This is a genomic window from Aetokthonos hydrillicola CCALA 1050 (genome assembly GCF_017591665.1).
Lineage (GTDB): Bacteria > Cyanobacteriota > Cyanobacteriia > Cyanobacteriales > Nostocaceae > Aetokthonos > Aetokthonos hydrillicola.
Genome location: NZ_JAAKGC010000045.1, coordinates 1 through 26,605, shown reverse-complemented (window position 1 = coordinate 26,605; position 26,605 = coordinate 1). Strand labels below are relative to the sequence as shown.

21 protein-coding genes and 4 pseudogenes are annotated in these 26,605 nt (G+C 40.0%); 8 read left to right on the top strand and 17 right to left on the bottom strand.

All coding sequences use genetic code 11. The features are described 5' to 3' along the window. Together G4P69_RS21380 and G4P69_RS21375 are read left to right on the top strand one after the other, a co-directional pair. Nucleotides 1–1,893, top strand: a pseudogene (locus tag G4P69_RS21380) (S-layer family protein); the annotation flags it as partial. A 72-nt stretch (nucleotides 1,894–1,965) separates the two neighbouring features. Then, nucleotides 1,966–2,361, top strand: a pseudogene (locus G4P69_RS21375) (DNA/RNA non-specific endonuclease); the annotation flags it as partial. 1,109 nt (nucleotides 2,362–3,470) lie between these two features. Here G4P69_RS21375 and G4P69_RS21370 read toward each other — a convergent pair. The 6 genes from G4P69_RS21370 to G4P69_RS21345 all read right to left on the bottom strand — a co-directional run bounded on the left by G4P69_RS21370 (nucleotide 3,471) and on the right by G4P69_RS21345 (nucleotide 9,356). Next, a complete protein-coding gene (locus G4P69_RS21370) occupies nucleotides 3,471–4,697 on the bottom strand; it encodes an RNA polymerase sigma factor sigma-70 region 4 domain-containing protein (protein WP_208340605.1) in 1,227 nt (408 codons plus the stop codon). A gap of 51 nt (nucleotides 4,698–4,748) precedes the next feature. Continuing rightward, a complete protein-coding gene (locus G4P69_RS21365) occupies nucleotides 4,749–5,423 on the bottom strand; it encodes a hypothetical protein (protein WP_208340606.1) in 675 nt (224 codons plus the stop codon). Nucleotides 5,424–5,858: 435 nt separating this feature from the next. Further along, on the bottom strand, nucleotides 5,859–6,038 hold the full coding sequence (locus tag G4P69_RS21360) for a hypothetical protein (protein WP_208340607.1): 180 nt from the start codon (nucleotides 6,036–6,038) through the stop codon (nucleotides 5,859–5,861). 861 nt (nucleotides 6,039–6,899) lie between these two features. Continuing rightward, nucleotides 6,900–7,118, bottom strand: a complete 219-nt coding sequence (locus tag G4P69_RS21355; protein ID WP_208340608.1) for a hypothetical protein — start codon at nucleotides 7,116–7,118, stop codon at nucleotides 6,900–6,902. Nucleotides 7,119–7,309: 191 nt separating this feature from the next. Further along, entirely contained in the window at nucleotides 7,310–8,650 is a 1,341-nt protein-coding gene (locus tag G4P69_RS21350; protein WP_208340611.1) for a hypothetical protein, read from the bottom strand. 316 nt (nucleotides 8,651–8,966) lie between these two features. Beyond that, nucleotides 8,967–9,356, bottom strand: a complete 390-nt coding sequence (locus tag G4P69_RS21345; RefSeq protein ID WP_208340613.1) for a helix-turn-helix domain-containing protein — start codon at nucleotides 9,354–9,356, stop codon at nucleotides 8,967–8,969. A 225-nt stretch (nucleotides 9,357–9,581) separates the two neighbouring features. Here G4P69_RS21345 and G4P69_RS21340 point away from each other — a divergent pair, with 225 nt between their 5' ends. From G4P69_RS21340 to G4P69_RS21325, 4 genes and pseudogenes are all read left to right on the top strand, one after another. Beyond that, nucleotides 9,582–10,016, top strand: a complete 435-nt coding sequence (locus tag G4P69_RS21340; protein WP_208340615.1) for a hypothetical protein — start codon at nucleotides 9,582–9,584, stop codon at nucleotides 10,014–10,016. Nucleotides 10,017–10,082: 66 nt separating this feature from the next. Further along, nucleotides 10,083–10,853 carry an ERF family protein gene (locus G4P69_RS21335; RefSeq protein ID WP_208340617.1) on the top strand — a complete coding sequence of 257 codons (771 nt, stop codon included), beginning with the start codon at nucleotides 10,083–10,085 and terminating at the stop codon, nucleotides 10,851–10,853. A 202-nt stretch (nucleotides 10,854–11,055) separates the two neighbouring features. Then, nucleotides 11,056–11,988 carry a DUF4351 domain-containing protein gene (locus G4P69_RS21330; protein WP_208340619.1) on the top strand — a complete coding sequence of 311 codons (933 nt, stop codon included), beginning with the start codon at nucleotides 11,056–11,058 and terminating at the stop codon, nucleotides 11,986–11,988. Nucleotides 11,989–12,165: 177 nt separating this feature from the next. Beyond that, nucleotides 12,166–12,555: pseudogene (locus tag G4P69_RS21325) on the top strand (DNA/RNA non-specific endonuclease); the annotation flags it as partial. Between the two features lie 173 nt (nucleotides 12,556–12,728). On the opposite strand, the gene G4P69_RS21320 reads toward G4P69_RS21325, so the two are convergent. The 11 genes and pseudogenes from G4P69_RS21320 to G4P69_RS21275 form a co-directional block, all read right to left on the bottom strand. Continuing rightward, a complete protein-coding gene (locus tag G4P69_RS21320; RefSeq protein ID WP_208340622.1) occupies nucleotides 12,729–13,070 on the bottom strand; it encodes a hypothetical protein in 342 nt (113 codons plus the stop codon). A gap of 402 nt (nucleotides 13,071–13,472) precedes the next feature. Beyond that, complete coding sequence (locus G4P69_RS39365; RefSeq protein ID WP_243902285.1) at nucleotides 13,473–14,627, bottom strand: CHAT domain-containing protein; 1,155 nt, start codon at nucleotides 14,625–14,627, stop codon at nucleotides 13,473–13,475. Between the two features lie 160 nt (nucleotides 14,628–14,787). Continuing rightward, complete coding sequence (locus G4P69_RS21310; protein WP_208340624.1) at nucleotides 14,788–14,973, bottom strand: hypothetical protein; 186 nt, start codon at nucleotides 14,971–14,973, stop codon at nucleotides 14,788–14,790. 116 nt (nucleotides 14,974–15,089) lie between these two features. Beyond that, entirely contained in the window at nucleotides 15,090–15,212 is a 123-nt protein-coding gene (locus G4P69_RS39995; protein ID WP_279606308.1) for a hypothetical protein, read from the bottom strand. Nucleotides 15,213–15,487: 275 nt separating this feature from the next. Then, entirely contained in the window at nucleotides 15,488–18,127 is a 2,640-nt protein-coding gene (locus G4P69_RS21305) for a tetratricopeptide repeat protein (protein WP_208351017.1), read from the bottom strand. Further along, nucleotides 18,124–18,591: a hypothetical protein gene (locus tag G4P69_RS21300; RefSeq protein WP_208340629.1), complete on the bottom strand. Its 468-nt coding sequence runs from the start codon at nucleotides 18,589–18,591 to the stop codon at nucleotides 18,124–18,126. The genes G4P69_RS21305 and G4P69_RS21300 overlap by 4 nt, the downstream gene beginning before the upstream one ends. A 376-nt stretch (nucleotides 18,592–18,967) precedes the next feature. Then, nucleotides 18,968–20,719: an nSTAND1 domain-containing NTPase gene (locus G4P69_RS21295; RefSeq protein WP_208351016.1), complete on the bottom strand. Its 1,752-nt coding sequence runs from the start codon at nucleotides 20,717–20,719 to the stop codon at nucleotides 18,968–18,970. Nucleotides 20,720–20,749: 30 nt separating this feature from the next. Beyond that, on the bottom strand, nucleotides 20,750–21,226 hold the full coding sequence (locus tag G4P69_RS39360; RefSeq protein WP_243902286.1) for a hypothetical protein: 477 nt from the start codon (nucleotides 21,224–21,226) through the stop codon (nucleotides 20,750–20,752). 419 nt (nucleotides 21,227–21,645) lie between these two features. Beyond that, nucleotides 21,646–22,023: a hypothetical protein gene (locus G4P69_RS21285; RefSeq protein WP_208340632.1), complete on the bottom strand. Its 378-nt coding sequence runs from the start codon at nucleotides 22,021–22,023 to the stop codon at nucleotides 21,646–21,648. A gap of 484 nt (nucleotides 22,024–22,507) precedes the next feature. Beyond that, nucleotides 22,508–23,522 (bottom strand): annotated as a pseudogene (locus G4P69_RS21280) (IS701 family transposase). 99 nt (nucleotides 23,523–23,621) lie between these two features. Then, a complete protein-coding gene (locus G4P69_RS21275; RefSeq protein ID WP_208340633.1) occupies nucleotides 23,622–23,975 on the bottom strand; it encodes a hypothetical protein in 354 nt (117 codons plus the stop codon). Nucleotides 23,976–24,724: 749 nt separating this feature from the next. Here G4P69_RS21275 and G4P69_RS21270 point away from each other — a divergent pair. Beyond that, complete coding sequence (locus G4P69_RS21270) at nucleotides 24,725–25,822, top strand: tyrosine-type recombinase/integrase (protein WP_208340688.1); 1,098 nt, start codon at nucleotides 24,725–24,727, stop codon at nucleotides 25,820–25,822. Beyond that, nucleotides 25,809–26,605, top strand: a 797-nt coding sequence (locus tag G4P69_RS21265; RefSeq protein WP_208351015.1) for an IS1 family transposase, incomplete at its 3' end; no start/stop codon positions are given. The genes G4P69_RS21270 and G4P69_RS21265, both read left to right, overlap by 14 nt.

Here is a 26,605-nt window from a genome sequence, read left to right as displayed (position 1 = left end):
GGAAGTATTCTTGTAAAAGATGGTGGTCGAATTGCTTCCTTTACTCTTGGACGAGGGAATGCAGGAAATATAACAATTCAAGCAAGAGATGCAGTCACTTTTGATGGAGTAGACAACAGTAAGGTGATTTCCAGTGGGTCATTTAGCAGCGTAGAAGCTGGTGCAATAGGTAATGGTGGGAATATTAACATCACTGCTGGCTCATTATCCTTAACTAATGGTGGAGAGTTATCGGTTGCTGTTCGGGGACAAACTGATACGCTTCCAGGCGCTCAAAGCAACGCTGGGTCGGTAAATATCAACGTGCGTGATGCACTGACAATTTCTGGGACAGATACACCCGGAATTTTTGCCAATCTTGGTACTGGTGCTGTTGGACGTGGTGGAGATATTAAGCTTCAAGCTGGAAACGTTTTTTTAAAAGATGATGGGCAAATAAGTTCTAGCACTTTTGGCAAAGGTGATGCGGGTAATATCTCCATCACAGCCCGTGAGGCAATTTCTCTAGATGCTGGAGTCATCAGCGCTGTCCAGGGTAGCAGTACTCTAGGTAATGGAGGGAATATCACTTTTAGCACTGGCTCACTGTCTGCATCTCATGGTGGTCAAATTAATTCCTTTATTCGCGGACGAGGGAATGCAGGGAATATAACGATTCTTGCAAAGGATGCAGTCTCTTTTGATGGAGTAGACAGTAGTGGAAATCCCAGTGGTTTATTTAGCAGTGTGCTAGCTGGTGCAATAGGTAATGGAGGGAACATTAACATCACTGCTGGTTCATTATCCTTGACTAATGGTGGAGAATTAGGGGTTAATGTTCGAGGAAATACTGGTACACTCCCAGGTGCTCAAAGTAACGGTGGGTCAGTAAATATCAACGTACGTGATGCATTGACAATTTCTGGGTCAGGTAGTCAAATATCTAGCAGTCTTGGTACTGGTGCTATAGGACGTGGCGGGGATATTAATGTTCTAGCAAGGTCGTTTTCTGTTTCTAATAACGCTCAAGTGACTACCAGTTCTTTTGGACGAGGTAATGCAGGTAACCTAACTGTAGCAGCCAATTCGATTAATCTGGATAAAGGACAGCTTTTAGCTAATTCTCAATCAGGTCTAGGCGGTAATGTTTTCTTAACAGTGAGCGACCTTATACTAATGCGTCATAATAGCTTAATTTCAAATACTTCAGGCACAACGCAGAATCCTGGACAGGAAGGCAAGTTAACACTCAATACCAAATTTTTAGTTGCTGCACCTTTAGAGAACAACGACATCATTACAAATGCCTTCAGTGGTTCTGGTGGTAAAATTAATATTACGGCTACGGAAGGGCTTTTTGGCTTTGTGGTGCGTAATGGGAACTACTCTTCAGAAAATATTAATCTCCTACAAAAAAATAACATTAATGACATTGCTGCATCTTCTAACAGCGGCACACCAAACATAGACACTCGTGTGAACGATATTACACAAGGACTCATAGAAATACCCGTAAAAGTATCTGATGTCACTAGTAAATTTTCCCAACTCTGTCCCAATACCGCTAACCCCAAAAAGAAACCTTTAGGTTCATTTGTCATTACAGGAAAGGGTAGCATCCCACCAAACCCACTAGAATTATTGCCTGGCAGAAATCCTGATATTCCTCTAGCAACTGCAGAAGATATGCAGGAGATTAAAAATATACAAGCGCAGGAACAGAAAAAGAAAGAAGAACAGGAACACAACACAAAAGTTGGAAGAAAGAAAAATAAAGACAATACACTTCCTTCAATAGTGGAAGCCCAAGGTATAGTACAAACCCCAGACGGTCAAATCTATTTTGTGGCGAATGCGAACCATGCTACCCCATCATCCCAGCCTACTGCTTCTCCTTGCCCTAGCCAGAATTAGGGAACGGGGAGAAAGTTGGGTGATTGGCGATAGCTTCGCTCACGGCTTAAGCCGTATCGCACACTATCTGCCCAAGACAACAGCGAAACCTTCTTAATGACGAACATGATGCCACAAACCCCAGATAATAATAGGCATACTTGGGAAGGGTTGGAAGTTTATTGTCGCCAGCTAGCAAGACAAGGCAAGGAACTATACATTATTGCTGGTACATACGGTAGTCAAGGTAGGCTTAAAGGTCAAGTGACAATTCCTCAGTCAACTTGGAAGGTGGTTGTGGTACTAGACCACAAGAGTGCTAGTGTTACTGGTAATACTCGTGTTATTGCTGTGAATGTGCCTAACCAGCAAGGGATTAACTATGATTGGAGGGCTTATAGGGTTAGTGTGAAGACACTTGAGGGGTTGACGGGGTATCATTTTTTTGACGGTGTTGCTGGTGCGAGTGATGTGGTGGATAGTCAGTAGGGCGATCGCGCTTCATTCAAACTGCTATCAGCCGCCGGTGCCAGGTATCCGATTTCTGGAATGCTGATTAATTCGTGAAAAAAAAGACTGTAAAAAGTTCATTGTTTCAACTAAAGGACTTTTTTTGCTATACTTATTTCTAGCTGGGTATTTTTATAATCCACGAGAAAAGGAGAGGGTTTCTTTGGGTTGCCCCCTCGTTTTACGCCCCTCCCGGCTAGGGCAACTAGGCGACCATGCCACTGCACCCTTACTAGGTAAAGGCAGCCCGACCAGAATTTTAGGGAGCGTTGGCGTGTTCGGTATCATAAGAGGCGTTTTAAATGACGCAAAGGTAACTCTTGAATGAGATTACCTGATATTATCACAAACATTCTTTGTGGTAATTCTCTTGATGCTGAACATGCTGACAGCTCATCACATTTTAATAAGCTGCACTGTTGAGAACAGCATCTTGCGTCATTGAAGAATAGCCTCCAAATAAACATAAATGGAGGTAGTATGCCGCACGCGCTGAATGTACAAAATGTATTTGCCCCAAATTGCAATGATCGCCCTTGGTCATTGCAATTTGGGGCTTTTTTTGTGTCTGCCTATCGGTCACTATTTGTGACAAGAAAAACAGCCCAGATAAACCAGGCTGGAATCAAATTATTTCTTTGTATACCGATCCTAACCATGAACAACTCCAAAAAGAGTAAAAGTTTACTCCCAGTTAAAAGAACACGGCTTAAGATCTTACTTTGGCGCTTCCGTCAAATATGCAAATTCTGGCAACCTATACTTGCCGTTGCTGCCGCAATTGTCTCTATACTGGTAGCGTTGTGGAATCGCTAAAAAGTAGACTGCTACTAAATTAGCGCCTTATCAGGGAGATGGGGTTTTTGTCCCCCACTCCTTGTTTGTGTGACTAATCCTAAATCACGCACTGTCTTCCCACCACTCTTCGGGGGGTTGCGCTCTCGCACAGTGCGATCGCCTTTGCACTAAGTCATCTGAAGACATTTATTGCCTCACCTATAGGTTTCACAGCTTTGTGATTTCCAGAATCGTCCTCCAACACTAAACTGCCGTCTTCTTCTTGACCATGCCCAGAAAAATGCACAAAGCTAGAAGTGATTTTCTACTTTACCACCGTTAGTGTTGGTGCAAAGCGAGCCTCGACCTAATTTCGCTTCAGAACAAGAACAATTATTAGTTTGGTGGCGCGTGTTATCGTTTTCAGTGTAATTATGGGTGTTGATTTTTTTACTATTATTATTGTTAGTAATTGCCTTATTGACATTAGTGCTTAGTTGATTATTGCTGCCAGAAAGCTCCGGTGCCGTAATATTACCATCTCCGGTCGTTGTAGTACTATTTCTGGGTTGTTGAGCAACTTGTTCTAGCGGTTTGCTGATTTCACTTGGAGTCTTAAGGGTAACTGAAATACCGACAGAAAAAGCTACAGTACCAGCTACTGTTAAGCCGCCGATTAATGTCAAAAATCTATTTTTTGTTTTCCTAATGTAGGGATGTTTTATGTTTTCAATTGAGTGATTTGACAATTCAGATTTTCTATATTCTAGTTTGTTATTCAGCTTATCTTGAACTCGTTCATCGAGAGTATTTTTCGGGTTTAAATAAAATTTCTTCACAAAAAAATCAAAAGTTTTATTAATATTTTTTTTGTGATATTGTTCACATTCTTCTTGCCAAGATAAAGCATTTTTTAAGGAGATTGATTCAAGGCTTTGGAGTAAGTCTAAACAAACGCTTCTTTCTGAAAAGTGTGATACAGATGCAAGCCGTTCTGATATTCTTGGAATTGCTCTACAGAATGCTTGGAAGATTATTTTGTTTTGAAATAAATTATCCCCTGTGTTCATTTCTTTCTTTAATTCTTCAAGAGCTTCTATAAATTGGTTTAATGAGGAGACTCTATAAAAGAATCTGTGAAAAATTTTGTCTCCTAAAGACTCAACATTTAAAAGATTTATATTTGCTTCTATCTTTTTTAATTGATTATCTAGATTGTCCTTGATATTTATCTTTGCTAATGATTCAAAAAAATTAAGTAATAAAAAACTTCCAAGTCTTTCTTCCAAGCTTTCATCTAACTCGGAAGATAGTTTCATTTGATTGTTTTCAAGATAATGATATATTTTATTAAAAAGCTCTTCAATCTGCTTCACTTGACAACCTGTTTGTTCTCCTATCTCTTGAATATTTATGTTGTTACCAAATTTCATAATAAATATTCTTCTCTCAATCTCAGATAATCGGTATTCATGAGATTTTTTTACTAGAAATAGATTGTATTCAATTTCTGGAAACTTTGTTTTTTTTTCATTCATTTCTTTACTCCCTACAAACTAGCAATAAAAGCACTGCGAATAGTCTCTCAGTTAAGATTCTGCTTTTAAAGGGATTTCATGCTGCATTGTAAGGTAGCGCTCTTCATCTAATGCTCTGTTTCGCAAAGTTTCTAATAACATTAAGGTAATCTGTTTCTCATCGTAACTGTCTGATTGGGATGCTATTCGCTCAACTATTATAGGAAACATATGTAGTATATCTTGTGATGAAATCTCTTCTTGAGTATTCTTAAGCTTTTCTATCAGTTTTTGTATGAATACAGTTATATTGTTGTTCCAATCTGAAACATTAAAATAATCATTATTGTTTCTTGATAGGGAATATCCTTGTTCAAACTGTTTCGACATTTCAATTTCATTTAGTTTTTCCTTAATTTTTTTGATTTCTTCTACAATAACTTCTAAGTTTGAATTATTACAATTATACTCAATTATTTTTTTGTATTCTCTAAATTTTTGATTTAAAATTTGGCGTAGTGTAACCTCTTTACCTTTAGTGTCTCCCTCTATACTAAATCTTTTATATACTTGCCCCATTCTTTTGTTAACAGCAGCCTGATTACTCTTAGTCCAATCAGAAATTTCTTGATAGTCAAGCTCGTAATGGAATCGAAGTATTAATACGTTTTTTTCCATATCAGTTAATTTATACTCATCTGAAATCAAAGATAAAAAATCAACTGAAAGTTTTTCAGAGAAACTCATGACTAAGATATCCTCCTCGCAGTAGCAATAAGTCAGTATACCTTAAATAACATCGAACATAAAAGAAAATTTTACAATATTTAGTTGTAGATTTTTAGGAATAAATATGGAGAATTTAGGAATAAATCTGAGGTTTTTAGAATATTTCTGAAAATCTCATAGCAACCGGAAACAAACAATCTTAACTGAAGTACCGCAAGCCGTGTTATGAAGCTTGTAACCAAAGGCTCACAACATAAAATGTATTACTTACTCAGCATATCTTGTGTTGTGGAAGGGGTTCTAGTAGCAATGGAGTTAAACTAAGCAGCCCCATCACTAGGGTGGTTGGTCTGCTACTCAAGCCCCTAAGATTAAGAGGCTGTCCTCCCCGGACATGAGAATCGGGCTAAGATGCGCGATGTGAAAGTTGTGCATCTTAGCCCAATGACATAATTATTTATCTACAGAATCTGCAACCTTACCAACCAAGACACAGAAGCTAATTAGCAGATGTATAGCACCGTTAGCTCGCTCTAAAGGTTGGTCTGGTGTATATTGCAGACAACTGAGAAAGATTGCCACTGGAGCAAATGCCCCTACAAGCAGGAGTTTAAGTCGTCTATAATCATTCATAAAAGCCCTCCTTTTGGGCTGAAATGTGAGCAGCATCTTGTTCCAGACATATCGCGATGTCACAGGATGTAGTGTTTTAGTAAAGGAACCAGTTTGGTGAGTCAGACCTGACTGGTTTTTACTTACATAACTGTCTATATATTAGATTATTTCAAATATTTTTTTAGACAAAACTAGCTTATTTAAGATTTAAAAACCTGAAAGATAAACTGCTCTCATTAAATATCATTTAATCTCTCCAAACCTCCCTATATCTAGACTTTTACTCTAAAATTAAAATAAAAAAATCTCCATATCTCACTTAAAAATGAAGAAAATCTCTTCTTTAAATCCTTAATTAATAACGTTAAGCACTTACTTGGCGACTTTATGTGTAAACTACTAAAAATTTTCAAAAAATCCTTGCAGAATATATTGATGATTGGCGATCACTGCTCCAGCTTAAAAGTGAGAGTATTCCTAGACACTAGATAAAAGTCAGTTTAGGCAGATTTTTGATAACTTGGTAACATAAGAGCGATCTGCCTTTGGCTAGAGCGCAACCCTTACGCCAGCCAAAAAGCATGAACGCCTCATTTACACCAGAATCACAGATATACTACATAACATGAAGCGCTGCCCCTGGAAGGCGATCGCATTATACAGGGTGTATGGAGCAGACGAAGTTTTATATCTCGTTCATCCGCCGTATTCCGAGTACTGGAGTGATCGCTCTTGCGCCCCCTCAAACTTGATCCAAAGGCTTCCACCCATCAAGCAAAGCCCTAACAAAGAACCTAGTAGCATGTTCGCTGTCAATCTTGCCTTCATACATGAAATGACCTTTGCTAGTATACTGCTTTTGTCACTACACAAGCCGATTCAATTGTTTTGGTAATTCCCTTCAATCACTTGTTGAACATAAGGGTCTGCTAAGTCTACGCCATTCTGCCATAAGTCCAAGGCATACTCATAAAAAACTCTTAACTCATCCTCATCTAAACAAACATCCCAATTTTCTGGAAGCCAACTTGGTCTATTGTCACGGTTTCTCCTGTTGTATCTGGAGACTTCCAATAAAACTTCGTGAATGCGCATCATAACGAGTGAGGCTGTCCAAAACAAGGACGCAAACAATATTATTTATTTTAATATTTTTAATATAAATATATATATTAGTTTGTGTCCGTTTTAAGGACTACCACAAAAAATAGCGCCTTCTTTAAACACGCAAGCTGCTTTGTCAAGCATCTTCCTTCGATGCCCAACTTTCATTGAAATACGCTGGTTAATTAATTAGGTTGTAACCCCAACCATTCATACCAAGGCATCGCAAACCCAAGCCTATCTATTACCTTAAGTACACCATCACCAGCGCTATCAAACAAGTCTCGGATCAAGCCTTTTTCCTTTGCCTCACAAAGCTTTTGTAATTGCTGCTGGGTTGGCTGTTGTCCTGGTTGTTTGGGAGCATAGGCACTAGCATTTTCTAACTTTTCTGGTGATGATGGACGGTTGTTAGGTTTCTTGTCGTTCTTCATGGCATTAATCAGCATCCCGAACACCCTTTCCCTGTCTAATTTGTTTTGACTCTCTAACCATTCTGCCGTTTCCACACACCATGCAAGCGCGTTGTTAAAGTGAGTATCTCCTTTCCAGTTGCGTTTTATACTGTCTTTAAACCCTGCCTCTATTGGAATGTGAAGCTGTAATTTAATCTGAGTCATTACATCACTGAGTTCATCTATCTCTATATCTTCCAGTTCAACCGATGTATCAAATGTTTTGGTAATGGGTGTTATAGCTGCTGTAACAGGGTTAGAGACTTTATTTTCAACCCTTTTGGACGACTCAGGTTCTACTGAGGAGAATCCTTCAAGTAGCTTTCTTCCAATGTTTGCTAGCATTTCCAGCAGCATTAATGGGACTTTGCTGAATGCGATCGCTCTCCTCACCACAGATTGCGCCGTCAGCCCCTCTTGTTCCATCTGCCTTTGAATCTCCACCCCTATTTCTTGATCGTGAATTGGTGGGATTTGACAAAAACGCCTTCCGTCGGGGTTGCTTCTCCAAATAGTAGGGGTGTCCGTCTCGTGGACTACCCTGATAGCTTGATGGTCTGTGTTGCTTGAAAAATCCTCGTAGTCCGTGTCGTGGACTACCCCATCATTGCTAGCTAGTTGCGGTTCAGTTTCTACTTTCTCAGTATCCTGTACTTTTGGAAACTCTACAACTTTTCTTGTACGGATGTCCGTTTTACGGACTACCGGCTCAGGAAGCCATTCCTCTACTGGTTTGAACGAATATTCTGTACTGGTTCCTGGTCGCTCGTTTTTCTCCAAAATGTTCTGCTCAACTGCTTGATTCAAGCCTTTGAGGATGGTTTTGCGATCGCACCCTGTTCTAGCAGCGACATGTTCCGCCGACTCAGTGAAAGAGTTACCTGAAATTGTACGATACAACACTTGGTTGAGCGTGAATGATTCCACCAGTGTGGGCTTAGCTTCTACTGTCTTACAAAGCCTGTAAAGTGCTGCATCTTTTAGTTCTGGTGACAAGCTTTGTATCCACTCTTTGGTAATGCCAGGGTCAACAGTATCAAATATACTTTGAGGAGATAGAGTTGTGATCATGGCTCACTTATCTCCTGGAGTAATGTAGACGCAAGGATTTACCCCTACACCTTGCATAGGGGAATGTGGTATGATAAAACATAGTTTGTATAATTATTTTGTTACCCCCCGAAGGAAAAAGTAAAGCACCATTAACTGGGGGTTTTGTATTTTTGTTGTTAACTTGCTTACACCGCTCGGTTCTGTCCTTGTGTTGAGTATTGTGTTAACAAACTCGATAGCGCTAATAGACCCAAAAAATAGAACAAAGGAATCAGGGCTAGGGGTGTGGGTGTAAAGATGAGCGCCTCAGAAGGAAAGTCAATACCCAAGTTGTTCACGAAACTTCCTGGTTCACCATTAACCAAACTACCTGAGTGCTTGCCCCCTTTGAACTGTGAGAACCACGTGTTCGCTTATTTCCATTCAACTGTTGCTCTGATAACTCAACAGGTGATGCCGATTGTGGTTGTTCCGGTTCTGGGTCACGAACATAAGCAATTAGAGTCATGGGGCTAACCTCTTCATCTAAATCCTCAGCTAGTCTGTTTAAAGCATTACAAAGATTATTCAGTGCATTGCCGTCTAGTCGCGGCATTGTTTTTGCTTTTCGTAAGCTAGAAACAGCATTAGGACTGATATTTAACTCTTTTGCCAGGTCAACCGATTTAATGTTGTACCTTGCCATGACCTCTCGTAATCTCCATTTAATCAAAGCTTGAGGCATAGAACTCTACCCTTTAACTTTACTTCTGTTAGTATAGTATCACAATACCAAAGTCAGACTTGTATTTATAAAACTATAAATCATATAAATATTTCTATAACTTGTTGATTTTCGGCAAAATACAAGTTAGACTTGTATTTAAGCACAACAAAAGACGACCGCTCCAGCCTGGAAAACTTGTGCGATCGCCTTAGTAATCCCGTTTATTCACAGGAATTTTAATCTATGCTACAACAACATTCTCTCATTGACAGTGACTCTCAAACCATCGCTCAGGCAGAATTAGACGCACATATCGAAGCGCAAGCCCAAGAGATAGCCCCTGAGCCAGAAATTCAATTTATCGACCTTGACGGCTTCTACACCTACGAAGCACAAATAGCAGGTCAAACCATCGCCACTATCAGCCATGACTGCGGCGACTTTGTAACTCAGCCTTGGGTCGTCATGGTGGGAGAAGTCGAAGTACACCGTGCTGACACTTGGGCAAAGTGCGCTGATTACGTCCGTTGGCACTATAAACAAGGAACGCTGCCTAAGTTAAGAACCACATCACTTGAAGGACTTTTAGATAAACCATTCGATGAGTTAAGCAAGCTTGATTGGCAACGACTGAAAGACTACGAACCGCATTCTGAATCGGAATTAGTAGCCGCATAAGGCAAAGCTCCTGGGGTGGGTGAATCCCGCCCCAAAAATCTTCTTTCACGTTGGACAACACAGGCAATGCAAGAACTCATCAAAGCCTTAATTAAGGCGAAATCAGAATTCTCTAACATTCAAAAAGACAGGGTAAATCCTCACTTCAAGCACAAATACGCCACCCTAGATGCTGTATTAGACGCTGTTACTCCTGCCCTTGGTAAGCATGGACTAGCAGTAGTTCAAACTACCGCTCTAGAAAGTAACAAAACTGTTCTTCAGACTCACCTTTACCACGAATCAGGTGAGTGCATTACCAGCATTTACCCTCTCCCAGAAATTGGTGATTCCCAGAAGTTTGGTGCTGCTTTAACATATGCTCGCCGCTATGCGCTATGCGCCATCCTTTGTGTGACTGCTGATGAAGATGATGATGCAAATCTGACAGTCACCACACCCAAAAAACAGAACAATCTACAGTACAAAGTTAACAGCAATGGAGAGCAGCGCGTTGCTTTGGTTCCCAAAGTTGTAGCGACTGCGGGAGAACACCCTCACAATAGCAGGATAAGAGCAATTCGTACAATGCTTGGGATTGAGGGTAAAGCGGTAGTTGATTGGCTCAAAACTGAAAAATTGGTTAACTCTCCCGCAGAACTTGACAATACACAGCTAAGTGAATTGGTGCAGTGGATGGGTGTGCAGTGGGCAATTAAGCAAGGTGTTCAGCACAATCACGCTGCTAATAGCTTTGTCAAGCACATACCAGCTATGACTGCTCAGGGGTATGAGGAATTGGAAGCAATTAAGCAGTGGATGAACCATGTGCAACAGCAGCAAGCTGAGCAAAAGTAGTAATTTTAATACTTAACAAGTCTCAAAGAAATTCATATTAATTAATCCTGATTAATTAGGTAATTTATAACAGGATTTTCCTTTATAATTAGAGTTAGTAATTAACTAATTTAATCAGTGAATTAGAGTTTTTCTCAGGGTGCGTTATCAATATTTCTCTTTGAGTTAATTTCATTCCCTGCTAACATCCCCTATCAATAATATGACAAGAACGCCCCATGACAATTTTGCCAAAGATTATTTTCAAGAGCTTCTTTCTCCTGTAGGTAAAGTAGAAATCAGTCGTGAAGTCACAGACGAAGCACGTCAAATTGATATCCTCTTTTCTCCTTCTTCTCCCGCCATTGTTCCCCCTGAGTCTTTAGGTTTACTTGGTAGATTAGTAACTCAGACCTCCAGTATAGAGATATTTCGGAATCAGCCCAATCTATTTCAAGTACTTATGTGCGCGAATAAGCTATACTCCTATTTTGCTGAACTAAATCGGCAAGCAAGGAGAGAGGATACGTCCTTAGACTTTAAAGGTTTAGGAAAATTATTGATTATCTCTACCACAGCATCTGTTGACTTACTTGAGGGTTTTGGCGCTACACTAGACTCAGAGATTAACTGTGATGGAGTCTACTCATTTCCTAAAAATTGGTTTGGTTCAATCATAGCAGTTAATAAGCTACCAGTTACAAATGGAACACTCTGGTTGAGGATTTTAGGTAAGGGAAAGGTTCAACGTAATGCTGTTGATGAATTGTTGGCACTTCCAGACACTAATGTGTATAAACAAAGTACGTTGAGACTTATCGCCAATTGGCGCATTCTCACCATGAAACAATCAAACTTAACTGATGAAGACCAGGAGATAATAATGAACTTATCCACAGCTTACGTAGAATGGGAACAAAAAACTCTTGAGCAAGGTAAAGAGTCAGGTAGAGAGGAAGGTAGACTTGAAGGTGAACAGAAGATAATTCTGCGGTTAGTCAATCAACGTTTTGGTGAGATTGGACAGCCGCTCATCGAGCAAATTCGTAAATTATCTACTGAGCAATTGGAAGAATTGACTGATGTGTTATTCACTCTCTCTGCTACGACTGACCTAGAACAATGGTTAGAAAATAGACTAAAGTCAATGAGTTGATTCTTCAAGTTGTGCGGGTCGCACACGCCTTTGTCTGTGACTCCCGCGTATTATAAAACTTTACAATAAGCTTGTGTGGATCGCACCCTAACAAGACGGAACCACCGCCACAGGAAACGTTATTCCATCGGGTGATAGCAACGCTCAGGCTGCTCTCCATATCGCACAACTTCAGCCCAGGACAACAGTGAAACCTTCCTCATGACGAACATGATGCCCCAAACCCCAGATAACAATCGCCACACTTGGGAAGGTTTAGAGGTTTATTGTCGCCAGCTAGCAAGACTTGGCAAGGAACTATACATTATTGCTGGTACATACGGTAGCCAAGGTACACTTAAAGGTCAGGTCACGATTCCTCAGTCAACTTGGAAGGTGGTTGTGGTACTAGATCATCCTGGTGCTGGTATTACTGCTAATACTCGTGTGATTGCTGTTAATGTGCCTAACCAGCAAGGGATTAACTATGACTGGAGGGCTTATAGGGTTAGTGTTAAGGAGTTGGAGAAGTTGACAGGGTATCATTTTTTTGATGGTGTTTCTGGTGCTCGCTTCGGTGGTGGATAGTCAGCTTTGGTGGGGGAGCGATACGGATGTGCGCCGTTAGTGAGTGCGATCGCACTTCAGTTGGCTTTGCCTCAACATGAAAAGAGAATTAACAAACGCCTTCCATATAAGTTTATTTAGATATAAAGAATTGTAAAAATAAAAATTTACAACTGTAGATAAGCCGCTTTAAATTAAGTGTTTTTGTACTTTACTTCGATAATCATGTGACCACTTTTACCTATTTTACATTTAATCGGAATACCTTCAATGTCACTCCCAAGATCTAAACCTACTACTTGATCTACAGTAATTGTCATTTCGTCTACATCATTTTCTTTACCAGCCTTAATCAATTCGATTGCAGCTTCTTTTTGAGCTTTAAGAGTATCAACGCCTGATTGGCTAAAGGCTTTAAAAGCTTGTCTCATTAACCAAAAAGGGGCAAACCCAGGAATAAGCATACCCCATCTGTCAAATTGCTCTACTGCGTTCTGTCTGCCTTCTTTGGTAGTAAGGTCAAAATTTTTATTCATTCTCTCTCTACACCAATGTTTTTCCTCAAGTTTATAGTAGCTCGCTACTAAATTAGCGCCTTATCAGGGAGATGGGGTTTTTCTCCCCCACTCCTTGTTTATTCTGCGACTAATTCCGAATCGGGCGATCGCTTCAAAAAGCACAAGCACCAATCCCAAAGCGCATTACCCATTTACAACAAACCTAGTTCCTGAAGAATTTTCAAGAAGGTTGTAATCACCGAAAGAACCGAGCTAACATCCCTCATAATTCTAAATAGTGTTCGCCAGTTCCAATGTTGGGGTTTCTTCTCACTGGGATTGAAGATACACTACTGTTGCCAACTTCAAGTAATCAGTAAAACACAATCTTTCATGTTTACCGTAGTATTAGCTTGTTAATGCGATTATTTATTGGTCACTTTACCTTCTAGTCACAACTAAAGGTCCAGAATTTCCACGATGGAAACTAGCACCAGTTAGAGTGTTATAGTCAGGAGAGAGAGTTAAAATGTCTGTAAAATCGGTCTCCCATTCAACCCTAATCTCCCCTTGATTATGATAATGGCAAGTCCATTTTGCCCTTATAAGTATTCCCTTACCATCTTGGCTACCATCGTTGGCAAGGACTGTTCCATCCTCGTAAATACTTGCGGGAAATTTTCTTTGATCCCATGACCAATCGCCTATTACTCGTGAACAAGAAACATTTCCAGAACAACTATTTCGACTACTTCTCCTACTTCTCCTAATTATAACTAACTCCCCGCCACCATTATTACAACCAATTAACGCATTCCCGTTTTCAGTAAGGATTAGTGTGTCAATAAATTCTGTGTTCCATTCAACCTCAATTTTATCTTTTTTATCACCAATATAATGCCAATTTGCGTGAATTATTTGCCCCCCATCTTTTCCAATAACTGTTCCATTCTCGCGGATAGTTGCAGGAAATGCTCTTCGATCCCATGCCCAATCACCGACAATTTGGCTTTTAGTCTCTTTAGGTTTATCTGGTTCACGTCCCCGCTTTAAAATTGGAGTTAATTGCTCTGGAATACCTGCTAACCTAATTGCAGCACAACCAAGTTTGTAGGCAAATTCAACACGCTTTCCTGCTCCTAGAGCGTCGTAAAAGCCCACAGCAAATTTAATTGCTGCTCTATCTCCAATAGCCTTGCTCATACCAATTACGTAGTTAATGTGTTGAGCGATCGCGTTTGCCTGTACCTCTGAGTAACAGCCGTTAAGGACGATACACTCAAGCCGATCAGCAAACAGTGAAAATAGTTCTGCTAAAGCTTCAGAATGAACTAAGTTTGCCGAACCTGTTTCATCTTCAAATACCAAACCCTCATCTCCCATCCCATGTCCTGAAAAATGAATAATAGAAGGATTAGTATCAAGCATTGCTTGGTAAATATCTCTCGGTTGTACTGCCCATTTCTGCTCTAAAATAAACTGATCGCGCTGTTTGGCTCGTCGCAATCCAGCATCGATTTCACGTACTTCCTCATCTAAGCGCAGCCGTTTTGTGTCTTTAGGATTTGCTGCCAAAATCAAGATGGTTTGCTGCATAAGTTAACCTTTAATCATATTCAGTTAATGACTTTATCTACCCTTGCTGAATCATTGGACGATTTTGCCCAATGTAGAAAGAATTTCAATGATTTCAACATTATGACGCAGACGAAGTTCTATGTCTGGGACTCCCGCGTATAAAGTTATACAAATAGCATCAACACTGTGGAATAGCCGCAGATGGAACCGTAGTCAGCGATGCCCAATCTACAGGAAAAGTCAAACCCTGACGGCTAACCAGAAACTTAGACGGACTACCAATAGTAGTGCGATCGCTCACCAAACACCCTTTAAGCGTCACAGTGTACACCTTGGATTGCTGCGGATTACTGTAATTAGTCACAGTGTAAGTTTCCGGCGGGATACTCGAAATAATCAAACTATTCCCACTCTTCACCGCAACTGGCTGCGCTGTCTGTGATGAAATTGTAGATGTAGAACCAGTTGTTGTACTGGCAGCTATTGTGGTCGTGGTAGTAGTGGAAGCAGAAGCAGTGGCGATCGCGCGAGTGCGCAGTGCCTGCTGGCGATCGCCTTCATGAGTGTATTGAACCCGCCGCGTCGTGGTCGTCTTTTAAGCATCGAGTTTATGGGTAGGAGCGATTGCACTTCCCCAGTTCTTACATAAGAGCGAAAAATAGACCAACAAAAAAAAGGCCTTTCACAAAGCGATTTAAGGGGTTTCAAATTACTTGGTGATACGATAACATCAAAATCAAAATGTCTTCTGATTTGCCTCTAGAATCGTCTGCGAGTTAAATGGACTATAAACCTATTACCTGGGACACTGCTCGAAACAACGAGAGATTAATACTTTGAGCCGTGTAGCTCAGCAAAATGGCTCTTTTGTGGAGTATTCAACTCGCACTTTGTTTGTTCCTTAAAAAAATTGCATAATCATGCAAAAAAACTGCATAATTTTGTCTGCATATTATTGTTCTTGGATGACCTACACCTAACTGTTGCTCAAAAAGTTCTAAAACTTTTTGGTATAGTGGTTCAGCATCGCTGTACCGTCCTTGGGAATGGTAAAGTAAAGCCAGGTTGCCGTAACTGTTGATAACATCGGGATGATCTTCTCTTAACAGGCGTTGATAAATTTGCAATGCTTTTTGGGAGAGTGGTTCAGCATCGCTGTACCGTCCTTGGGAATAGTAGAGTGCTGCCAGGTTGTTGTAACTGTTGGCAATATTGGGATGATCTTCTCTTAACAGGCGTTCCCTGAGTTGCAATGCTTTTTGATAGAGTGGTTCAGCATCGTTGTACCGTCCTTGGGAATAGTAGAGTAAAGCCAGGTTGTTGTAACTGTTGGCCACCTCGGGATGATCTTCTCCCAGCAGGCGTTCCCTGAGTTGCAATGCTTTTTGGGAGAGTGGTTCAGCATCGCTGTACCGTCCTTGGGAATGGTAGAGTAAAGCCAGGTCGTTGTAACTGGCGGCAACATCGGGATGATCTTCTCCCAGCAGGCGTTCCCTGAATTGCAATACTTTTTGGGAGAGTGGTTCAGCATCGCTGTACCGTCCTTGGGAATGGTAGAGTAAAGCCAGGTCGCCGTAACTGGCGGCAACATCGGGATGATCTTCTCCCAGCAGGTGTTCCCTGAGTTGCAATGCTTTTTGGAAGAGTGGTTCAGCATCGCTGTACCTTCCTTGAAATCTGTAGAGATTAGCTAGGTAGTGGTAACTGGCGGCAACATCGGGATGATCTTCTCCCAGCAGGTGTTCCCTGAGTTGCAATGCTTTTTGGAAGAGTGGTTCAGCATCGCTGTGCCTTCCTTGGTATACGTAAACTGAAGCCAAGGAGGTGTAACAGTTGGCAACACCGAGATGATCTTCTCCCAAAAGGCGTTGCATAAGCTGCAATGCCTTTTGGGCGAATGGTTCAGCATCGTTGTACCTTCCTTGGGAACAGTAAAGTGTTGCCAGATTGTTGTAACAGTTGGCAACATCGGGATGATCTTCTCTCAACAGGCGTTGATAAATTTGCAATGCTTTTTGGGAGAGTAGTTCGGCATCGCTGTACCTTCCTTGGGAATAGTAGAGTAAACTCAGGCTCTCGTAACTGTTGGGAGCATCGGGATAATCTTCTCCTAAGCGGGTTTGTACTACTGATACACATTGCTTTAACCAAGGTTCTGCAAGCGCATACAATCCCTGCCCAAGGTAAAATCTACCTAACCCAGTCAAAGCCCAATATAAATTTTCATCACTAATTGCGTCAGTCAAATTTTGTGCCACCTCTACTAAATGTGGGATAGCCTCTTGGACTGAGTTAATTAACTCCTGAGTTATTGAATTGGGGATATGTTGAGCGATCGCCACCATGACTTCTACAAACCCACGTTTCAAAACATCAGCTTGTTCTGACGCTGCTAGCTTGACTTTCAGGAACTCACGAATTAAGGGATGAATTTTGTAAGCACTCTCTTTATCTGCTAATCTCTGAATCAAATGAAGCTTGAAAAGTTGCTTTTTCGCTTCATTCACGTCTGCTTTTTCCCAACCTCGTGACTGAATTATGGTTTCCACTAATTTCCAAGGTATGACATCTAGTGCAAATAAGCTTAATAATTCACCTACACGTTGGGTTTTATAATGAAGTTCCTTCCAGCTTAATTCAAGAGCTGCTTTCACCCCACGCTTCGCAGTCATTTCTGTATCCTGCAATTGTTCCTCTGATTGGTCGAGAGCCTCATCTTGTAAGGACTGATCCTTCAACCTTTGCAACATTTCTGCTAAAGACAAGTCAGGATCTTCTACTAAATACCGCCCTACTAACTCCAACCCCAGAGGTAAATAACCCAGCCACGCACACAAGTTTTCTGCTGTTTGCGATTCCTGTTCTACTCGTTGGTCTTCTTCACCCAACACAGCTATCAACAATTTTAAAGCATCCTCTTTTGACAACACATCTAAAGAGATTTCAACAAAATTAGTGTCTAATCGTCGCAGGCGCGTTGTCATCAAAACTCGGAAACGGTTAGTTTTTGGTAGTACCTGGCGACAACTTTTTACATCTGTGACATCATCTAGTACAATTAGTACCAATCCCTCTGGTGGTTTCCAGTGCTGCCAGCACCACTCCACCTGTTCAGTAAGGCTCAGCGCCCTTCCACGAAAATCCTGCTGTGGAACTTCCAAATTCATATGAAGCTGGGCAAACTGCACAACCAGAGCAGCTAAATTTGATTCTCTAGCGTTTAACCAGCAAATACCACCAGGATAGTCCGCTTCATGCTGCTTTATATATTGAACCGCCAGTTCGGTTTTGCCAACTCCACCCATACCAGCAACAGCAGAGATAGCAACAGCGCCTTTTTGTTGCAACCTATCACGCAGTAGGGTTAGTTCACGCTGTCGTCCTACAAAGTTGGTAGAGCCTGTGAACTGAAGATTATTTGGGGGATTTTGTTTAGCTGCTTCAAAGTTAAAAGTATTGTTACTAATGGTAGGACTTGAGTCTTTAAAGTTTATCCCCTGCCAATTTTCATTAGTCATTTGCTGCCAAAGTTAAAAGTATTGTTACTGATGGTAGGATTTGCGTTCTTAAAATTTATTCCTTGCCAGTTCTCATTGATAATGTTAGGGCGTTGCTCTTTGACTGCCTCTGTTAACTGCTCAAGTGCTGCGGCTAGTTGAGGATATTCTTTCGCAGCTGCTTGTGCATCACTTGCCAAAGCTTCCACAGCCGCTTTAATTTCTGGATCTTGTGATGCAGCTGACTCTATCTTTTCTATCAAAACAGCTTCACCAATATCCTCTGGCTGTCCTGGAGGCAATGGGAGATTTTCTGCTGCTGCTTCTATTAATTTTGCTGTATCTGGAAACTTGAGCCTGAGCAGTTTAATTACCTTACCGCTTTGCTCAAACACCACATCAATGACTTTATCGCCTACCTTATTTAATGCTTTGTTTCCAAGTAGAGTTAAAAGCGCGATCGCACCAGCAGTCAATGGCTCCATATGCTACCTCGGTCTGATGGCATCCTCATTTATTAATACATGATTTCTGTCCTAAATTCCGCAATCGAAATAAAAAACTTAGTTCGCGCAGCCGTTAGTGGGAGCGATCGCGCTCTTTGCGCAGTACCGAAGGCGATCGCCTTCTCCTAAACAGAAAAACTACCCCTCTTGGCATTAAGTCGAGATGTTTGTCAAATCATGCACTCCGGGTCTGAAAACTACTGCCATGTCTGCCTTATATCTATTCTTGAAAAATTTGTGCTACACGATAAACTGCCAATATATGGTTGACAGAAGATGGAATTAAGAGTTCGACTTCAATTTTGAATAATGCCAACTTATGACCCTAAGTTGGTAACCCGGTAAATGATTAGTTTTACGGTGTACATGGTGTTGTCAGAAGTATCCGAAATGCTATGACAGCCGCTGCAACCAGAGATGGAAATAACGTAAAACCGTAGGTGATTAGCATACGTCTTTGCACAGCTTGCTTGTGTGCTTCTGCTTCAGCTTTGAGTCTGGCTTCTGCTTCTTGCGCGCGTTGTTCTGCTGCTTGACGTGCTTGTGCTTCTGCTTTGCGTCTGGCTTCTGCTTCTTGTGCGACTTTTTTTGCTGTTTCCAGTTCGCGCTGCTTGCGTTCGTCTTCTTGTTGACGAAGGAAATCGCGCCGTGCGACACTGGCTTCTATGAATTGATTTTCTAAACTCTCTGGTTTGGCAAATAAAATTTGGTGAAATTTTGGGTCTTTTCTGTATTTTAATACTTGCTCTAACTTCAACCCGCTCCAGAGTTCATCGTTAGCTTTTTGCTCATCTTGTTTTCGTATTTCATTCCATTGGTTGGCATCGGTGGTTAATCGACTTTTAAAAACAATGATGTCCTCTTTATCTTTAATTAAATCTTTTAAGACTTGCCAAGAGCGCAGCAATTGTTCGTGGGCGACTTCAACTGTTGCTATTTGTTTTTCCCCTGTGCTGACGAGCAGGCGGTTTTCAATGAGTTTGTTGAGTACGCTTTCTTTATCACGAGTCTCTAAAAACTGAGACTTATCAGTTCTTCTGCTAACAGGTTGTTTTTCAACAATGCCGACTAATTCCAGAAAAATTTCTTTTGCGGCTTCTCTTTCTTGAGCATTTAGCTCTTTATTATATATTTTATTGGCTTGCTGATTCAGCGCACCGCTGACTCCACCCAATTGTTCATAAGTCTTGGTTTTCAAAACTCGTTCTTTAAGATTATCTTTTCTCTTTTCTTCTTCCCACAGCAAATTCAGAGTATACTCTAGGAGTGGTAAACAACCGCTTTGCTGGTCAAAATCTTTGATAATTTGGTCAACTAACCCTTTTTCAAAAGTCACACCATTTCTAGCCGCTGGTTCAGCAATTGCTAACTGTAGTTCTTTCTCACTCATGTTGGTGAGTATGCAACTATAGCAGTCATGGATATGTCCAAGTTCAGAATAGCTACTGAATTTATCTAAAAAATCGGCCCGCATTGTTAAAACAATTTTAACAGAGCTATCTTGCTGGTTGATAAGCTGAACAAGGCTAGCAACAAATTTGTCACATTCTAATTTAGGAGTTGTTGTAAAAACTTCTTCAAATTGGTCAACAAAGATAAGCCACCGAGCGTCTTGCTTGAGGGATTGGAAAACTTTAATTAAGGTATTTTCAGCAATTGTTCGAGCAATTTCTGCTTGTGATTGTGTATAATGAGAGGCTAAACAATAATATAAAGATTCAAAGGGATTTTTATCGGGTCGAAAAGTCAGATTAAGAAATGAACCCCAATTGTCTTTTAAATGAGGGATTAATCCGGCATTAATGAGTGATGATTTACCACTTCCGGATGCTCCCAGAAGCAGGAGAACATTATCTTTTTTTGGCAGGCGATCGCTTAGTTTAGTAATCCACCCTTCTCGACCAAAAAATTTATCTTTATCAGCAGTTTCAAATTTACTGAGTCCCAGGTAAGGAGAGACTTGAATGAGTGGACGATGATGAATGCTTTCTTCAGCTTCGCTAGTAGAGATGAAGTATTGAGCGAAAGTTCCACCGCTAATGCTGTACGCAGAAACGCCTTGAACATCACGCCCAATATTTACGTTGGCTTCAACTTCATTGTTCATTGTCTACCTTTTTGTGGCCTTTAATTATCTCTAACTAATATCGCCTTGAGTGATACTTCCTCCGCTAATGTCGTATGCAGAAACACCTTTGACATCTCCACCGATGTTAATATTTGCACGATTTTGGGGTGCTTCGGCTTCTGCCAGAAGGTGAGGGTATGATTGTTGAGATTTTTCCACAGATGCTTTTATCTCCTGAAGAATTTCAGCCAAGTTTGATGGTGGATGAGTTTCTGTTGCTGTTGCCAATTCCTGTGCAGCCTGAGCCACTTCAGGATTAGCCTTAGCCGTTGATTCTACTTCCAGTAAAGCTTTGCCATAGTCTAGTGGTTGAGAGGGCGCTTTTTCAATAGCAACTACAGTCTGGGGAGAGTGTTTTTTGAGGGTGACGAGAAACTGACCAGTTTTATCCCATAAGGCTTCACCTACCTTTTCGCCCGTTTTCTCTAAAGCTTTAGTCGCAATCACAGTCCCAATGGCTAAAGCACTAGCAGTCAATGGCTCCATATGCTACCTTGATTTTACGGCATTCTATTTATTTATTACCACACTTTCTCTGTTTTCAATTCCGCATTACAAGAAAGGGTATTTAGGTAAAAAACCCCACGCCCAGAGTAGTAAAGATCCTTTGTAAATGCCAACTTTTAACCAATTGTTGGTAAAACGATAAAAATCTGGCTAGCCCTGGCGGTAACACTAACTCTTGTTCCGTCGAGTTTCACCTCCTGCCTGCACTCGATACCTTGCCCAATGCTCAATCATCAAAAGTTGGCTTAAAGGGAAAAAGTGAGCCTGCTTGACCCATCCCGTGCGGATCTACGCATGAATCCCATGACTTGAAGTCATGAGAGCGCGTCAAATGTGTCTCGGATTAAAGATAAAGCTCCTAGCAGTTCCCATCTGGGCGAGGAGCTTTATCATTTTATTTAACTTGCTAATCTTTCGATATGATCACTCCCAACTCTTTGCTGATTAGGTATAACTAGTTCCTCGTCAAACCGAAAATATTCTTGAATCCTTACATAATCAAATGCTTCAGGGATTCTATGTTTGATTTCTTCAAGAACGTAGTATTCAGGTGATGAGCTATTAATTGATTGGCTTGCATACCCCATCTTGTATCTTTCATTGCCAACTCGAAAGCCTCTAAAGTGCTTAGTGTACTCCGCCACATTTAATAGCATAAAGAATATTTCACCATTGCTATCTCTGAGCCACTCTCTTTGAGTAGAACTTCCAGTATGTTTGTAGAAAAGGATAAGTTCTTTTTTAGGTATGTATCGCTTAATTTTAGCTGTCACCATTATTAATTTCTCCTTCTACGTGTCATTGTTCTTTCTGGCTGTTGTTCATTGAAGAAGCGGAAACTAGTGTATAGTCTGGCTTTGCACTGATACTCTTTCTTTCTTCCAGTTGGATCTTCTGGGTCATCAGCTTCAGTTATTATAAGCCTCCAAGAAGATCTAAACCTTAATGTTTGGGTTAAATGATCAAACCATTGTTTGCACTCTGTTCGAGTATCTGCATAATTGAAGATTTCTGTGATGTGTGCTTCAGGATAAACCTGCTTTATATTCAGGACTTACGCAACTGGCACAGGCGATCGCTCAATTTTAGTACATATGTATTAGATGAAAACGCAACTGACCAGACGATCTCGCCATTGAGATAGTATGTAGGTACTATAAAGTTTTGACTTACCCAGAGGGGCTTGCTAAAATTATTCAAGACTTAGGCAACTGGCACCAATGGTAGGCAGGGCGCAGCAGTGGCAAGCAGCAATTTAAATCAAACCAAGCACATACGAATATCTGGGCGTTTTAGTTGCTGAATTAAATAATTAGAAAGCAAGTTATGCTTAATTTGATAAATAGTTTGACCTGTTTGATAGGCTAAAGTCTTTAATCTTAACCAAACCAACATAGCACAAGCAATATGATTTCCTTGAAGACGAGCTTTACGACACTGACAAGATTCAATCCCAGTTAATTGTTTTACTTCTCTATGAAACTCCTCTATTTTCCAGCGAATTTTATACACCTCTTGTACAACATCCGTGGAACTTTGAGATAAATCGTTAGTAGCGACGTAGTCCGTTCTGTTGGTAGAAACAGTAACCCGGAACAGTTTCACTTTTTTATTGGCAGGGAACCCTTTAATCTTGATTACTTTACCACATTCTAACTCTTCTTTACTCCATTCTAATAATTCAACGTGTTTATATTTTTCTTTACCAAAAGTATCATCAACTAAACGGTTATTCTTCAAAGGGCAATAATAAACTTTGTCTAAACTATCGATGTAAAGCATTAAAGTGTGTACTGCACCCCCTTGTATCCATCAACACAGTGTCAAATGGCATAAGTTTTTGATATACAAGGTTTTGCAGCATATCTTTCACATGGTCTATTTTTGTTTTCCCATCGACATCAGGATTAAAAATACGGTAATCTATTACCCAAAACGTTTGAAGTTTAGGATTCACATATATACAGCTAACTAGACCAATTCCTTTGAGAACACCATGTTCATTACCACTATATTGTCTCCTAACTATTTCTATTTCTTCGGAATATCTTTTATCTAGAACACTATCATCAAATATGATGTAAGCATTCTCGTCAGTAACAATTAATTCTTTAACATTTTCCCAAAGTATACGAGGTGTTAGCTTTTCATTCTTCAAATAATAGTTAATTTTATCATGACTAATACTCTTCATATGTTCTGCCAAATTAGTCATAGTATAATTAATTTGGCTACTCAGCAGATATTGACAATAATCTAATTTGGTAAACTTCATATTAAGTAATAAATCAACAACGCACGATATTAATTATTTTTATACTCCAGAGATAAGAGGATTGTTTTTATATATAAAGCTTAGACTCAAAAATTTATTTTAAGAATTGTAAAATGCGTTTGTCATGCAATACATATGTACTAAAATTGAGCGATCGCCTGTGCCAGTTGCGTAAGTCCTGATATTCTCAGGTAACTTCATATGGGTATTCCCAGAAGCCTCATCTCTTGGCTCATTCACTGGTAATTTGTGTTGTTGTCCTGTTGAGTCGTCTTTGAGAATTAAATAGATTACGCTACCAACAACAACAGCACCTACAACAATACAAGTAGCTGGGTTACTACATGCTGCTCCTACTAATGGCAATGCTTGTACTTGTGCTTGTGCTGGTTTTACAGCATTGAAAGATAGAGCAGCTATCAGTATGCTGCTTATTATTTTATTATTGATCATGTGTGTCTCCTATACAGACATACAGCTCCTGGCAGTTCGCACCTGCACGAGGAGCATTTAAATTATTTTACCACGTATCCTGTTTCAGGCATAGTAAAAAGTGCTTGTAAGTCCTTACTGCGCTTGCTTTGTGCTTCATTAGTGGTAGAAGATCATAAGTGTTTTACATCACATGCACTCTTACCTTTATTACTTAGATTGTCTTTATCGAGCGCGATCGCTTTCCAAGATTACTAACGAACTAGGTTAATAAGTCTACTGTGTAAGGGTTTTGGGGTTTTCGGGTTTGAAACCGGAAAACAGAGATGAAAGATGCTCGCTGTAAGAATACTTTATTTGTTTACCAAGATGTGGTAAAAACTTATTCTTTAACCCAAGAGACGATCTCACTTAATGCAGCAGATCTGGATTCCAGGTAGAGGAGTAGGGAAGGCTAGACCAAGGCTAGGACGAGGAGGTATTATTTTCACAGAAAACAGGTACGGCACTTGGAAAAGAGAAGCTGTTAGGGTAGTCAGAGAATTAAATTTAAAGCCAGCGCCGCAGCCCTGTTTTGTGGAATGCTACTTCGTGAACTTCTTCTCCTCCGACTCTGACAACCTGACCGTTATCTGAGGTTTTTCAAAAAGACTAAATAAAGTAAACAACAACAACAAAACCAATAAATTTGTTACGTTGTTTATGTTTTAACAGATGTGAATCAACAAAGTAGCTATACAAAAGAATGTATAAGCATTTTTTTAGAGATTATGAAAGTTCAGCGTGTTCGCCTTCCAGGTGGTAAAAAAACGTGGGTGGTTTTAGATGATGGATATATGCTGATAGAACCTTTAAACTCTTACCTAAACTACTTACAATTGATCGAACGTTCCCCCAATACGATCCGTAATTATGCTAACCATCTCAAACTTTATTGGGAATTTCTTCAAGGCTCTGGCTGGGAATGGCGATCGGTAAATTTAAGTCAATTGGCAGATTTTATCGGATGGCTACGTCGTCCATCTCCACAAGTAATTGCAATGCAGGAATTTGAATCAGCTCGTTGTGAACGAACGATAAACACGATTATTACAGCAGTATGTAATTTTTACGACTATCATCAGAGAACGGGAGAAAATTTGGAACTAAATGTATATACTTTACAAGTAGAACGAGGAATCAATTATAAGCCTTTTTTACATCAGATTGCTAAAACTAAACCTGTCAGGCGTAAGATTTTAAAATTAAAAGAACCAAAAAGACTATTACCAATTCTTACTAGAGAACAATTGAAAGATTTAATAGAAGCGTGTAAGCATAAACGGGATAAATTTCTGATTTACCTTCTATATGAAACAGGCATGAGAATTGGACAAGCACTGGGATTAAGACATTCTGATATCAGAACATGGGACAATGAAATTGACATTATTTGGCGAGCAGACAACGAAAACGACGCTAGGTCAAAAAGTAAAAATTCTTATATAATCCATGTCAATAAAGATTTAATGAGTTTGTATACAGAATATATAATCAACGAATATCCAGAAGGACTAGATTGTGATTATGTATTCGTAAACTGCTGGGGTGGCAATATTGGTAATCCAATGCAATATCACAATACATCGGAACTGTTAAAAAGATTAGGTAAAAAAGTAGGGATTGACCTTCACGCTCACTTATTTCGTCATACTCACGGTACTGATTTAATTAGACAAGGATGGGACATATCCTACGTTCAGAAAAGGTTGGGACACGCAAACATCCAAACAACGATTAACACGTATATTCATTTAAATAATGACGATTTGAAATCAGCATATAAACAGTATTTAGAAGTAAGAAAACAAGAAAATGACAATCAATAAAATATCCGAAATTAATTTGTCAGATAGTCTTGAAAAAGATGATGTCTTGACCAAATGTCGTCGATGCAGTTCGGAAAGAATTGTTAAAAATGGTCACACCGATGGAAAGCAAAAATATCTTTGCTGCAACTGCAATTTCCAATTTGTAAAGACTAATGTTAAATTTTGGGAGCCATTTAGACGAGATAATGGGTCTTTAATCTTATGTGTTGACTGTGGGACTGATCAGCTGTATAAAGCTGGTAAAGGAGCTAGTGATATCCAAAGATACAAATGTAAGGTATGTAATAGGATTTTTACAGAGAACTCTCAAAAAAAACCTGAAAACCCACCTATCCCACAAGGTTTATCTTGCCCTGATTGTGATTCTACAAATTTACAATTTAAATGTATTAACCGCTGTCGTAAAAATGTTAGAGTCTATGAATGTTTAGATTGCCAGCGAGGTTTTCAAGAAAACAGTCGTAGAACTTTTACAAAACCTTCTCCATTTCCCTGTCCAGATTGCGGAAGTTTCAGAGCCACAAAACAGAAGACAAAACAAAAGAGCGGTAAGGAAAGAATACAGTATCATTGCAGAGATTGTAAGAGGTATTTTTCCGAAAATAGTAAATCTTTAGCTTATACCCCAACTATAGATCCAGATTCAGAATATTTAAAGGACATTTGGGATACACGTAATTTAGGAATTTCAAGAGGAATAGGTACTTCTACACATAAAATGGACTTTACTTCTATTAGCCAGCAATGGCTAAAGCAGGCTACCAAAGATTATATGCGTTA

What these genes read in the sequence shown, in the direction of transcription:
- G4P69_RS21370 (WP_208340605.1), bottom strand. Translation starts at nt 4,697, where the DNA reads ATGAATGAAAAAAAAACAAAGTTTCCAGAAATTGAATACAATCTATTT.
- G4P69_RS21365 (WP_208340606.1), bottom strand. Translation starts at nt 5,423, where the DNA reads ATGAGTTTCTCTGAAAAACTTTCAGTTGATTTTTTATCTTTGATTTCA.
- G4P69_RS21360 (WP_208340607.1), bottom strand. Translation starts at nt 6,038, where the DNA reads ATGAATGATTATAGACGACTTAAACTCCTGCTTGTAGGGGCATTTGCT.
- G4P69_RS21355 (WP_208340608.1), bottom strand. Translation starts at nt 7,118, where the DNA reads ATGATGCGCATTCACGAAGTTTTATTGGAAGTCTCCAGATACAACAGG.
- G4P69_RS21350 (WP_208340611.1), bottom strand. Translation starts at nt 8,650, where the DNA reads ATGATCACAACTCTATCTCCTCAAAGTATATTTGATACTGTTGACCCT.
- G4P69_RS21345 (WP_208340613.1), bottom strand. Translation starts at nt 9,356, where the DNA reads ATGCCTCAAGCTTTGATTAAATGGAGATTACGAGAGGTCATGGCAAGG.
- G4P69_RS21340 (WP_208340615.1), top strand. Translation starts at nt 9,582, where the DNA reads ATGCTACAACAACATTCTCTCATTGACAGTGACTCTCAAACCATCGCT.
- G4P69_RS21335 (WP_208340617.1), top strand. Translation starts at nt 10,083, where the DNA reads ATGCAAGAACTCATCAAAGCCTTAATTAAGGCGAAATCAGAATTCTCT.
- G4P69_RS21330 (WP_208340619.1), top strand. Translation starts at nt 11,056, where the DNA reads ATGACAAGAACGCCCCATGACAATTTTGCCAAAGATTATTTTCAAGAG.
- G4P69_RS21320 (WP_208340622.1), bottom strand. Translation starts at nt 13,070, where the DNA reads ATGAATAAAAATTTTGACCTTACTACCAAAGAAGGCAGACAGAACGCA.
- G4P69_RS39365 (WP_243902285.1), bottom strand. Translation starts at nt 14,627, where the DNA reads ATGCAGCAAACCATCTTGATTTTGGCAGCAAATCCTAAAGACACAAAA.
- G4P69_RS39995 (WP_279606308.1), bottom strand. Translation starts at nt 15,212, where the DNA reads ATGCTTAAAAGACGACCACGACGCGGCGGGTTCAATACACTCATGAAG.
- G4P69_RS21305 (WP_208351017.1), bottom strand. Translation starts at nt 18,127, where the DNA reads ATGACTAATGAAAATTGGCAGGGGATAAACTTTAAAGACTCAAGTCCT.
- G4P69_RS21300 (WP_208340629.1), bottom strand. Translation starts at nt 18,591, where the DNA reads ATGGAGCCATTGACTGCTGGTGCGATCGCGCTTTTAACTCTACTTGGA.
- G4P69_RS21295 (WP_208351016.1), bottom strand. Translation starts at nt 20,719, where the DNA reads ATGAACAATGAAGTTGAAGCCAACGTAAATATTGGGCGTGATGTTCAA.
- G4P69_RS39360 (WP_243902286.1), bottom strand. Translation starts at nt 21,226, where the DNA reads ATGGAGCCATTGACTGCTAGTGCTTTAGCCATTGGGACTGTGATTGCG.
- G4P69_RS21285 (WP_208340632.1), bottom strand. Translation starts at nt 22,023, where the DNA reads ATGGTGACAGCTAAAATTAAGCGATACATACCTAAAAAAGAACTTATC.
- G4P69_RS21275 (WP_208340633.1), bottom strand. Translation starts at nt 23,975, where the DNA reads ATGATCAATAATAAAATAATAAGCAGCATACTGATAGCTGCTCTATCT.
- G4P69_RS21270 (WP_208340688.1), top strand. Translation starts at nt 24,725, where the DNA reads ATGAAAGTTCAGCGTGTTCGCCTTCCAGGTGGTAAAAAAACGTGGGTG.